Source organism: Salinicola tamaricis, from assembly GCF_003006155.1.
In the GTDB taxonomy this organism is placed as follows: domain Bacteria; phylum Pseudomonadota; class Gammaproteobacteria; order Pseudomonadales; family Halomonadaceae; genus Salinicola; species Salinicola tamaricis.
Genome location: NZ_CP023559.1, coordinates 4,083,304 through 4,095,508, shown reverse-complemented (window position 1 = coordinate 4,095,508; position 12,205 = coordinate 4,083,304). Strand labels below are relative to the sequence as shown.

The 12,205-nt window shown below is 66.4% G+C and carries 4 protein-coding genes and 3 pseudogenes; 4 read left to right on the top strand and 3 right to left on the bottom strand.

Annotated elements, in window-relative coordinates:
* The first annotated feature begins 184 nt into the window (after nt 1-184).
* From CN538_RS18795 to CN538_RS18775, 4 genes and pseudogenes are all read left to right on the top strand, one after another.
* Nucleotides 185-910, top strand: a complete 726-nt coding sequence (locus CN538_RS18795; RefSeq protein WP_106420415.1) for a carbohydrate-binding protein — start codon at nt 185-187, stop codon at nt 908-910.
* Nucleotides 911-1,207: 297 nt separating this feature from the next.
* A complete protein-coding gene (locus CN538_RS18785; RefSeq protein ID WP_106420413.1) occupies nt 1,208-1,780 on the top strand; it encodes a carbohydrate-binding protein in 573 nt (190 codons plus the stop codon).
* A 388-nt stretch (nt 1,781-2,168) separates the two neighbouring features.
* Nucleotides 2,169-5,408, top strand: a pseudogene (locus CN538_RS25695) (CBM35 domain-containing protein); the annotation flags it as partial.
* 1,385 nt (nt 5,409-6,793) lie between these two features.
* Nucleotides 6,794-7,642 carry a carbohydrate-binding protein gene (locus CN538_RS18775; protein WP_106420411.1) on the top strand — a complete coding sequence of 283 codons (849 nt, stop codon included), beginning with the start codon at nt 6,794-6,796 and terminating at the stop codon, nt 7,640-7,642.
* A gap of 142 nt (nt 7,643-7,784) precedes the next feature.
* Here the strand turns inward: CN538_RS18775 and holA are convergent.
* The 3 genes and pseudogenes from holA to leuS form a co-directional block, all read right to left on the bottom strand.
* Nucleotides 7,785-8,837: pseudogene (gene holA / locus CN538_RS18770) on the bottom strand (DNA polymerase III subunit delta).
* Nucleotides 8,838-9,106: 269 nt separating this feature from the next.
* A complete protein-coding gene (locus tag CN538_RS18765; protein ID WP_106420410.1) occupies nt 9,107-9,352 on the bottom strand; it encodes an LPS-assembly lipoprotein LptE in 246 nt (81 codons plus the stop codon).
* 91 nt (nt 9,353-9,443) lie between these two features.
* Nucleotides 9,444-12,002 (bottom strand): annotated as a pseudogene (gene leuS, locus CN538_RS18760) (leucine--tRNA ligase).
* Between the last annotated feature and the right edge of the window lie 203 nt (nt 12,003-12,205).

The window sequence follows — 12,205 nt, the reverse complement described above, 5'->3', positions numbered from 1 at the left end:
TCGAGTCAGACTTTAGTCCCGCACTCGAGCCGTGGTGTCAGCCGCCCCACGGCGCGATAGTGGGGCGCCTTCAATATACCCACTCGCCGGATTGGTGGGTCTTCTCCATCGTTTCCCGGGACTGTGCGCGCGTGATCCAGGCGCCGCACCGTAACCATTCACCCTTTGCGTAGGGGCGCCATCCATGTTCTCGCTTGCCATTGTCGATGCTCAAACCGGAACCCTCGTCAGGACATTAACGCCCGGCGATGCGCTGACGCGCGACCTGATCGGTGACGGCTATCGCTTGCAGGTGACGCCGCTCGACGGCGCCGATTTCAGCGCCAGTCAGGTCAGAGGGGTCGTGGTCACGCTCGATGATGCTGGTGGCAGCCAGCAGCAGCACAGCACCTTCATCACGCCCTTTCGCGTGGCGCTGGATGAGAACACCGGGCGCGGAGGCGCGCTGCTCAAGATCGAGGCGGTGAATGGTGCCGGTACCACGATTCTGGGCAGCGCTCAGACCCAGGCGCTGGAGATCGTCAATCACGAGGGCTGGTCCAGCGATGTCTATACGCTGCAGGGGACCTCGCTGATCGCCGATGACGGCAGCTCGTTGGCGGATACCGGGGTGCGCGACGCGGATCACCGCGAGAGCAGCCCGACGGCGGGTAGTGACGGGCTGTGGAACGGCCACAGCGGCAGTGGCTACCTCGACATGGGAAGCCAGGTGGGGGATGCCGCCTACTTCGATGTGACGGTAGAGAGCGCTGGCACCTATCAACTCGACGTGCGCTATGCAGCCAGCGGCAGCGCCACCACCTCCCGGCCGATGGCGGTCAGGTGGACGGCGAGGCTCAGGGCGTGCTCGGCTTCACCGGTACCGGCAACGGCAGCGCCGGCTGGGAGACCTGGAATCATGCGACGCTGACACTGGCGCTGGAGGCCGGTAGCCATCGCATACGCATGGAGAGAATCTGCTGGCGGAGGGGCCCAATGTCGACAGCCTGGCGCTGTCGCTGGTGAAGGCGGCGGTCGGCATGCCGCCGAGCTTCACCCTGCAGGCCGAAGATACCAGCCGGGTCGAGATCCATGATCTGGGTGCGAGCAAGGACCCGTCCCTGACCCGCGTGGTCGACGCCACGCATCCCGATGCCGGTGGCAGTCACCGTGCCGGGGCGATCGGCGATAGCTATGTCGATCTGGGCACAACCCCGGAGACAGCGTCATTTTCCACGCCGAGCCCAGCGTCGAGGGGCTCTACACCGCCACCATCCGGTACGCCAATGGCGGTAGTGGCGACCGCCCGCTGCTGCTCAACCTGGACAATGGCGCCGCCATGCTGGTGTCGTTCCCGCCCACCGGCGGCTGGGCCAGCTGGCGCGAGGTGCAAGTGACGCTGCCGCTGTCGGCCGGCTCCAACGCGCTGACCTTGAGCCTGCCCAGCGCCGCCGAGGGCGGCGTCCCCAATGGCCCCAACATCGATCAGATCGCCTTCGACTATGCCGGCGAGATGACCGCGCCGCCGACCCTGGTCGCCAGCATCGAAGGTGAAACGATGGGGCACGACGACGGCAACTCGCCGGCAGACACCGTGGTACGCGATGCCAGTCATCCGGAGAGTGACCCTGCCGCCGGCAGCGATGGGCTCTGGGGCGACTACAGCGGTAGCGGCTATCTCGACATGGGGGAGCAGGCGGGTGATGCCGCCACTTTTCAGGTCTCGGTGGTGCAGGCTGGCACCTACGAGCTGGTGGTGCGCTACGCCAATGGCGCCAGCGACACCCAGGAGATGAGGTAGTGTCGTTGCCGGTGAATCCCAGGGCAAGGTCGCCTTCGGCTCCACCGGCGATGGCGCGAGCGGCTGGGAGAACTGGACCGAGGTGCGCTACGCCGTGACGCTGGCTGCGGGCAACAACGCCATTCGGTTGGAGAACATCGGCGCCGGTGGCCCCAATATCGACAAGCTAGAGGTGCACCATGTGGTCGATGCGGTGGTCGAGCCGGGCGAGCGCCCGGTGATCAAGATCAACTTCCAGCCGGCGAACGCGGCCACGCCCGAGGGTTATGTGGCCGACACCGGTCTCGCCTTCGGGGCCCAGTCGCTCCAGGTCGACGGCAAGACACACGCCTACGGCTGGGTCACCGAGGCGTCGATCGCCGATGGCACCGCCAACGGCACCACGCCGATGGGCATCAGCGGCCAGGATCCCGATGCACTGGGCAATCGCGCCGGCACGCTGGCCGGCGTCGATGGCCTGCAGGCGACCTATGCCGGTTTCGCCAAGCCGGGCTACGCCCAGCACGCCGGCTGGGAGATCGCACTCGAGGATGGCTACTACGAAGTCACCCTCTCGCTCGGCGACAGCGGTGGCCAGTACGATAGCGTCAACGTGATCAACGCCGAGGGCGAGGCCTTCGGGCGTCTGGTGCCGATGCGCCCGGACGGCTTTCCCGCTGATGCCAACCCCGCCGATGACAGCCAGGGCTATCGCTCCACGCTGATCACCAAGGTGGTGCACGTCACCGATGGCCGCCTGACGCTGGATTCGATCGGCGCTGACAGCGCCAATACCGAGATCCAGTACCTCGAGATCCAGCCGCTGCCCGATCTCACCCCCGACGATGATCGCGCAGCGCCACTCGATTATGCCCACTTCACCGATCCGCGCGCGGTGGCCGGGGTCGGTCAGAATCAGGTCGAAGTCGACCTGCAGCCGAGCGACGGCAGCCCGCCGGTGGGGATCGACCCAACCTCCGATATCTTCATCGGCATCTCGGTGGTGGAAGGGCGCGGCGGGGCACTGCTGGAGAGCCTGCAGGATGGCTCGGTGCGGCTATTCAACACCGTCACCGGGGAGGCGGTGGCGTTCAACATCAACACCACCGGTGGCTTCGACTCCCTGACTATCTCGCCGGTGGACGGGCTCGACCCCTACACCAGCTATACCCTGGTGATCGATGGCTTCCAGGATCGCGGCAGCAACACCGACACCGCGGCACCGACCCGGGACTTCCAGAAGTTCACCACCACCTTCGTCACCGGTGCCGAGGCCGAGGTACCGGACAGCGAAGTGGCCTTCAACTCGACCGTCGAGCTGAACGGCGCGGAGGACAACGCCTACCAGTTCACTTCGATGACGCTGTCGCCGGACAACAGCAAGCTCTACGTCTCGACCATGAATGGCGAGATCAGACGCTTCGATATCGATCCGATCACCGGTGCCTTGTCCCACGAGCAGACCCTGGCGCTGGACTACTTCCAGGATGATGCCGGCGCCCGCGGCATCATCGGCCTGACCTTCGACCCGACCGATCCCGACGTGATCTGGGTCACCGACAACTACCCGATTCCGCTGACCGGACGTGACAACGGCGTGCCCGACTTCAGCGGCCGGGTGAGCAAGATCACGCTGGATCACGACGATACCGTGTTCAGCGGTAGCGCCCAGACCTACATCACCGGCCTGCCGCGCTCCAACGGTGACCACGTCACCAACAGTCTGGTGTTCCACGCCAACCCGGACTACGACGCGCTTACCAATCCCGACGTACCGCCCTATCTGATGTATGTCTCCCAAGGGGCCAACACCGCCATGGGCCAGGACGACAGCGCCTGGGGCAATCGGCCCGAACGCCTGCTCAATGCCGCCGTGCTCGAGATCGACCCCTACCGCGAGGCACCGCCGGGGGGCTTCGACGTCTCCACCGAACCGCTGCCCAGCGACGGCTCCAACACGCGCTATCCGGACAGCGACGGCGATCTGAAGAATGGCCCGATCGACATGGGTGGGGGGCAGTATCTGGTATTCGCCGCCGACGGCACCGCCAGCATGCAGGATGCCGACGGCAACCTGCTGATCCAGTACTACGACCCCTACGCCGCCGATGCGGTACTCAAGATCTATGCCACCGGCATTCGCAACGCCTACGACCTGGTGTGGCACTCCAACGGATCGCTCTACCTGCCCACCAACGGCTCGGCGGCAGGCGGCAGCACGCCGGACGACCCGGCGACGACGGTCAACGAGGGGCTGATCAACGTCGGCATCGAAGACGACTTCCTGTTCCAGATCGAGAAGGGTGGCTACTACGGTCATCCCAATCCACTGCACGACGAGTACCTGCTCAATGGCGGCAATCCGACCAGCGGCAAGGATCTCAACGAGACCGACGAGTATCCGGTGGGCACCCAGCCCGACCCCAACTACCGCGGCGAGGACGCCTACTCGCTGGGGACCAACCGCTCACCCAACGGCGCGATCGAATACACCAGCGGGGTCTTCGGCGCCACGCTCAAGGGGAGTCTGCTGTTCGTCGAGTACTCCGGCGGTGACGACATTCGCTGGATCACCCTGGACGCCGACGGCAAGGTCAGCGGCGACAGCGTACTGCGTGATCCCGACGGCAAGGTGATCAGCTTCGTCGATCCGCTGGACATCATCCAGAATCCGCTGACAGGGCAGCTCTATCTCATGACGCTCAATCGTACCAATGGCCAGAGTCAGATCATTCGTCTCGATCCGGTCCCCGGTGACGTCGTGGTGCCGGGCGACGATCTCAATAGCGTGGCCACGATCCAGGCCGAGGACGACACCCTGGCGACGATCGCCAGCGGCGCCGGCGTCCAGATCGTGATCCGTGACGGTGACAACCCCGAACCGGCCTCGGCCAATGTCGGTACCGCCTCCGGTGTGCGCCCGGGGGCCTATGGCCTGGATGGCAATACCGACGACAGCGACGGTGTGGTCGGCGGCTATGCCGATTTCGGCAGCACCAACAACGACTTCATCACCTTCGACGTCGATGTCGCGACGGGCGACGCGGGCGCCGCGGTGCTGCGGGTGCGCTACGCCAATGGTGGCACCGGCGAGCGCCCGCTGGAGGTCTTCGTCAACGGCGAGAGCGTGGGCACCTACGGCTTCGCGCCGCCGACCGGGATGGGCAGTGGCAATGCGGCCTGGAACACCTGGCAGACGCTGGATATTCCGGCAACGCTGCTAGCCGGTGCCAATAGCGTCACGCTGCGCTCGGTCAACAACACCGGCCCCAACATCGATCAGCTCGAGGTGCTGGTGCATGACACCACCCCGGGCTACACCCTCTACGAAGCAGAGAGCGCTACGCTTGAAGGCGGCGCGGTGGTGGTACCGCCGACGGTCAGCGACCGCGACGCCTCCGGTGATGGCTATGTCGATTTCGTCGGTAGCGGCGACCAGACCCTGAGCTGGCAGGTGGAGGTCGCGCGCAGCGGTGTCTACGAGATCGGCTTCCGCTACTCGCTGACCACCGGCAAGGCCGATCGGCCACTGGCACTGGAGGTCAATGGCAGCGATTACCCGGCGGTCAACTTTCCGGCCAAGAGCGCCACGGTGAATGACTGGGTCTATCAGACTGTACAGGTGACCCTGACCGCCGGCATCAACACCATCGCGGTGACCGCACCCAACGCCAACGGCCCCGACATCGACCTGCTGCAGGTGCCCGACGTACCGCTCAGCGTGGCCGCCGACGGCAAGATCAGTGCGGTCAGCGCCGACCCCGCCTTCTTCAGCGATCGGCTCGCGTTCAACTATCTCGAGAATAACCATGCCAGCGGGTCGGCACCGGAGGCCCGGGAGTACAAGGACAGCGGTACGGTGATCGTCACCAACCAGGGCAGCGGCGATCTGACATTGACCGGGGCGACGCTGGATGGCCCCTTCCGGCTGAGCGATCCCGATGCCCTCGAAGGACGGGTGCTGGCGCCCGGCGCCGCGCTGTCGGTGGAGGTGCTGTTCGACCGTGCCGCCTACACCCCGCCGAGCAGCAATGCCGACGACGGTGTGTTCCAGGGCTCGCTGACGATTCATTCCAATGACGCCGACACGCCGACCACCCAGATTCAACTGGCCGGTTTCTGGCAGGCGCGGGACGAAGGTGGCTGGGAGCCCAATCTCAATGAGATCTGGCGCGTCTTCGGCTTCGGCAACCATATCGACGGTCTCTCCACCCTCGACGGCGGCGGCGAGTCGGTACTGCAGGACTTCGATCTCTATCGCGCGGTCAACGACGAGGAGGTGCTGTCGCGCTACTGGCAGCTGGCCGACGGCGTGCAAAGCGCCAAGGTGACCCAGCTCGCGGCGTTGCACGGCTACAGCGGCGCGCTGCTGGCGTTGCATGCACCGGGTGACAAGGGTGAGCGCACCTCGCTGATGAATCACGATTCGCTCTACAGCCAGTCGTTCCTGCCACATGTCGCCAACGGCAACTATGCCACCGCCACCTTCGACCGCGGCCGCATCCCCGACAGCTGGGCCGGCGACGACGTCTTCGGCATCTCGGTCGCCAACCTCTCCACCGACCCCTCGCTCAACCCGCATGGTGGCGGAACGCCGCCGGCGGAGGATGCGAGTATCGAGCGCGGCTATACCGTGCGCGTGTTCCAGGCCTACGACAGCGAGCACAACGCGATCCCCGACACCTACTTCGTGGTGATGGACTACACCGGGATCAACTACGACTACAACGACAACGTCTATCTGATCCAGGGTATCCAGCCGGCGCTACGCTCGCCGTTCAACGACACCCAGACGCCGTGGGCGGTGGATGCCGACGGTCTCACCCTGGATGCCGCGCTGTTCGACGAGGGGCCAGCGCATCTGACCTACAAGGATTCGAGCGAGACCCAGCTGGGCAATCCCGGCTTCCGCGACACCGGGGTCGATATCCAGGGCAACGGCGATGCCATCGGCTGGATCGAGGAGGGCGAGTGGGTGGAGTACACCTGGAGGTCGACACTGCCGGCGTCTACGATCTCTCCTTCCTGTCTGCCATGGGGGCTCAGAGCGGCACCGCGCGCTCGATCAGTGCCACCTTCGATCAGGGCAGCGGGGTTTACGCCGTGGCCGATGTGGGTGTCGGCTACTCCGGCGGCTGGAACACCTTTCTGCCCACTCAGGGCCATCAGGTGATGCTCGAGGCGGGTGAGCAGACGCTGCGTCTGACCTTCCACGGCGGTGCCATGAACCTGGCGTCGTTCACCCTGACACCGGCCAGTCAGAGCGCCTTCAATGCCGACGGTACGCCCTGGACGGTGGATAGCGAGTTCACCCTGCAGGCCGCGCTCTACGATCAGGGTGGCGAGGGGGTGGCCTATCACGACCGTAGCGAGACGCAGCTGGGCACGAACTTCCGTGATGAAGGCGTCGACATTCGTGGCAATGGCGAGGCGATCGGCTGGATCGACAACGGCGAGTGGGTGGAGTACACCCTGGATGTCGCCGAGGCCGGCTCCTACCAGCTGTCGTTCGCTGCCGCCACCACCGCCGGTGGGCGCAGCGTCACCGCCAGCGTGGCGCAGGCGGGGCAGGTCTACGATAGCGCGACCTCGGCCAGCGTGATCAACACCGGCGGCTGGAACAACTACCAGAGCAATGAGGGGCGTCACGCTCGACCTGACGGCGGGGGAGCAGGTGCTGCGGCTGACCTTCAACGGCGGCGCCATGAACCTGGCCAACTTCACGCTGACCGCCACCGCAGGGTCGAGCGAAAGTGGCAGCAGCGCGCGAGCGCCAGCGACGACGCGACGCTCGCCACCAGCGACAGCTTCGACAGTGAACCGGCGATGAGCGACGACGTCGCGATCAGCGGTGTCACCCCCCAGCACGTCGAGATCGCCTGACGCGACGCGGCCCGGCGTATGTCTACGCCGGGCCGCGGCTAGGGGGCGTGCCGAGGGACAGGGTCGAGGAGCCGTGTCGAAGGGCAGAGGCGAGAGTCATGACAGGCTGTCGGCCGGCGGTCGCGGGGGGCAGCGCCGACTGTCAGCCGATGCGATAGGCGTGGGGCATCTCTGCCAGCAGGCCGCGTCCGCCGGCCAGCGTCAGCGCCAGATCCTGCAGGCAGTCCACACCGGTAGCGCCAGGGCGCCCTTGATCGCCAGATCGATGCGCTGGGAGAACAGCAACAGCTTGTGCAGCCGCCGCAGCGGCAGACGATTGAGCGCCTGCTGATAGCCGGGGCGGCGCTTTTCGGGAATCATCGGGCGCTGCGCCTTGCAGGCGTGGTCGAGGCTCTGGCCCTGATCGAGATGCTGAAAGATCGACAGCAGGGTGCGCAGCTCACGAGTCAGCGACCACAGTACCACCGGGGCTTCGATGCCCTCTTCGCGCAGGCCCCGACGATGCGTGCAACCCGCTCGCGCTCGCCGCGCAGGCAGGCGTCGGTGAGGGTGAAGACATCGTAGCGCGCGCTGCTCTCGACGCCGCTGGCGATCGACTCGAGCGTCAGTCGGGCATTGGGCGGCATCAGCAGCGCCAGCTTCTGCAGCTCCTGATCGGCGGCGAGCAGATTGCCCTCGGTGCGCTCGCCGAGGCGCGCGGCGTCCATGTCGAGATTCAGCCCGTGGCGCGTGGCGCGGTCGCGCATCCAGAAGCCCAGGCGTTGATGATCCACCGGCCACACCGGTACGAACAAGCCGATCTTATCGAGCGCCTTGAACCACTTGCTCGACTGTGCCTTGCGATCCAGCCGCTGGGCGCTGAGCACAGCACGTTGTCGCTGTCGCCGGCCTTCTCGGCGTAGGCCTCCAGCGCCTTGCCGCCCTCCTGACCGGGGGACTGGCCGCCGAGCCGCACTTCGATCAACTTGCTCGAGGCAAACAGCGACAGGCTAGCCGCCGACTCCAGCAGTTGGGTCCACTGAAAGCCCGACTCGACGTGGAGCACCTCGCGCTCTTCGATGCCGCGCTCGCGTGCGACCCGGCGCACCGCGTCGCACGCTTCCATATGGATCAGCGGCTCATCACCGGAGACCAGCACCACCGGGGGCAGGCGCTTGGCCAGCGCTGCCTCCAGTTTGTCGGGAAAGACCTTCATGAACTAAAACCCTTCATGACCTGAAAACCTTCACGGCGTGTCGAGGCGGCCAGGCGGTCGATCAACTGGTCGGCGGCCTCGCGGCGCAGGCGCTCGACTGTCTGCTTGCGCATCTCGTCACTGGCGTAGAGGTTGTTGTCCGAGAGCAGGACCGTGGTCGAGGTCTCGAGCTGCTGCTGGCTCAGCAGGTAGGCGCCGTCGTGACACGCTGCACCGGAAAGGCGCGGTCAGGGTGATCTCGGTTTCACGGCTGCCGGAGTCGGCGCGCGTCAGGCGGCGATCGCGGACCTGCTCGTCGCCAGATTGAGACGCAGATCGGCGCTGTCGTCGATCTTCGCTCCCGCGCTCTGGAGCCGCTGGCGCACGGTTTCACTGAACGGCGAGACATTGGCGCTGAGCGCGATGTCGGAGAAGGGCAGTTCGGCCTGGCCGAGGCCGCGGAGCTGGAAGCCACAGCCCGCCAGCGTGGTCAGTGCCAACGCCATCAGGGCGATCACTAAGGGGCGACGCGTCATCAGATAACTCCTTGTCGAGAGCGGCGCCGCCAGGGCGCCGGGGGCGGATGATCCCATCCGCCCGCTGGTTCGGGTTTCACGGATGCGGGTATCAGTTGGCGACGATATTGACCAGCTTGCCCGGCACCACGATCACCTTGCGTACGCTCTTGCCCTCGAGATGGCGCGGACGTTCTCCGCCGCCATGGCCTGGGCTTCGATGGCCGCCTTGTCGGCCTCGGCGGGGACTTCGAGACGCGCCCGCAGCTTGCCGTTGACCTGCACCGCGAGTTCGATGCTGGCCTTGACCAGCGCCTGCTCGTCGACCTCCGGCCAGGTCGGTCGATCACCGGTCGGCGTGGCCGAGCGCCTGCCACAGCGCGTGGCAGGCGTGCGGGGTGATCGGCGCCAGCAGCAGCACGCACGCTTCGAGCGCTTCGCGGGCCACGGCCAGCCCTGGGGCGAGGTGTCGGTGTAGCGGCCGAGGACGTGGTCAGCTCATCCGCGGCGATGGCGGTATTGAAGGTGGTGCGGCGGCCGATGTCGTCGCCCGCCTTGGGTGCGGACGCAGATCGACCGCGGCGTCGTCGAGCGCGGCCACCTCGAGCGCGGCCGGAGTGCCGGCAGCCAGATGGTCGGCGGTGAGCTTCCACAGCCGCTTGAGGAAGCGGTGGGCGCCCTCGACACCGGAGTCTGACCACTCCAGCGACTGCTCCGGCGGTGCGCGAACATCATGAACAGGCGCACGGTGTCGGCGCCGAAGCGATCGATCATCGCCTGCGGGTCGACGCCATTGTTCTTCGACTTCGACATCTTCTCGATGCCGCCCATCTCCACCGGCTCGCCGTCACTGCCGAGGCGAGCGCGCAGCGGCCGGCCCTTGTCGTCGCGGTCGACCTCGACATCCGCCGGATTGAACCACTGCTTGGCGCCGTTGGCGGACTCGCGGTAGAAGGTCTCGGCGATCACCATGCCCTGGGTGAGCAGGCGCTGGAACGGCTCGTCGCTGCCGACCAGCCCTTCGTCGCGCATCAGCTTGTGGAAGAACGGGCGTAGAGCAGGTGCAGGATGGCGTGCTCGATACCGCCGATGTAGAGATCCACCGGCAGCCAGTAGTCGGCGCGCTCGTCGAGCATCGCCTCCGGGTTGTCGGCGCAGCAGAAGCGCGCGTAGTACCAGGAGGACTCCATGAAGGTGTCGAAGGTATCGGTCTCGCGGGTCCAGCCATCGCCCAGGTCGTAGAACGCCGGCATCTTCTTGAGCGGCGAGCCCGAGGCGTCGACCTCGACTTCGAGCGGCAACGCCACCGGCAGCTCGGCGTCGGTGAGCGGTACGGTCTGACCCTCGGGGCCGTACTTGACCGGGATCGGTGCGCCCCAGTAGCGCTGACGCGCCACGCCCCAGTCGCGCAGGCGATAGTTGATCTTGACCTTACCGCGGCCCAGGGATTCCAGCCTGGCGGCGATGGCATCGAACGCCGCCTCGAACTCGAGCCCGTCGAAATCGCCGGAGTTGATCAGACGGCCGTGCTCGACGTAGGCGCCCTGACTCAGGTCGGGGGCCTGGCCGTCGGCGTCGGCGATCACCGGCGCCAGCGCCAGGTCGTACTTGGTGGCGAACTCCCAGTCACGCTGGTCGTGGGCCGGCACCGCCATCACCGCGCCGGTGCCGTACTCCATCAGCACGAAGTTGGCGACGAGATCGGCACTTCCTGGCCGGTGAGCGGATGGATCGCACGCAGCCCGGTATCGCGGCCGCGCTTCTCCATGGTCGCCAGCTCGGCCTCGGAGTTGCCGCCCTGCTGGCACTCGATCAGGAACTCGGTCAGGGCGGGGTCGCTCGCGGCGGCGTGCTTGGCCAGCGGGTGGCCGGCGGCGACCGCCACATAGGTGACGCCGAACAGGGTGTCGGGGCGGGGTGGTGTAGACGTCGAGCGCGCGCAGGTCGTCGGCGAGGCCCTCGCCGGCCACGTCGAAGGTGAGCTCCACGCCGCGCGACTTGCCGATCCAGTTGCGCTGCATGGTCTTGACCTGCTCCGGCCACTCGACCTTGTCGAGATCGGCCAGCAGCTCATCGGCATAGTCGGTGATCTTCAAAAACACAGCGGGATCTCCTTGCGCTCGACCCGCGCGCCGGAGCGCCAGCCGCGGCCGTCGATCACCTGCTCGTTGGCGAGCACGGTCTGGTCGACCGGGTCCCAGTTGACCGTGGACATCTTCTTGTAGACCACGCCTTTTTCCACCAGCTTGGCGAAGAACCACTGCTCCCAGCGGTAGTAGTCGACGTCGCAGGTGGCGAATTCACGGTCCCAGTCATAGGCGAACCCCAGCGCCTTGAGCTGGCTGCGCATGTAGTCGATGTTGGCGTAGGTCCACTTGCCCGGTGCCACGCCGTTGTTGATCGCGGCGTTCTCCGCCGGCATACCGAACGCGTCCCAGCCCATCGGCTGCAGCACGTTCTTGCCGCGCATACGCTGGAAGCGGCTGACCACGTCGCCGATGGTGTAGTTGCGCACGTGACCCATGTGCAGCTTGCCGCTGGGGTAGGGGAACATCGACAGGCAGTAGTATTTCTCGCGAGTCAGATCCTCGCTGGCCTTGAAGCTCTGATGCTCGTTCCAGAATTGCTGTGCGGCGCGTTCGATCGCTTGCGGGTTGTAGTGGGCGTCCATCGGTTCGGTCATGCACCTTGCGTTCGGCGTGAGAGAGCGCCAGGCGTCCCGCGAAAAGCTATACTCTGAAGAGACGGAAAGTGCGGGCCGGCGTCGATTTTCAGGCCCACAAAATACCCCAGACCCGCTGCGGCAGGTAGGGGCGCGCGATGCCGGCCGGGGTGCGGCGACGGACACCGCCGCGACCCCTTGGCGGGTGCCGC

Bases quoted from the DNA above. Each gene is read 5' to 3' on its own strand.
- CN538_RS18795 (WP_106420415.1), top strand. From the start codon at position 185: ATGTTCTCGCTTGCCATTGTCGATGCTCAAACCGGAACCCTCGTCAGG.
- CN538_RS18775 (WP_106420411.1), top strand. From the start codon at position 6,794: ATGGGGGCTCAGAGCGGCACCGCGCGCTCGATCAGTGCCACCTTCGAT.
- CN538_RS18765 (WP_106420410.1), bottom strand. From the start codon at position 9,352: ATGACGCGTCGCCCCTTAGTGATCGCCCTGATGGCGTTGGCACTGACC.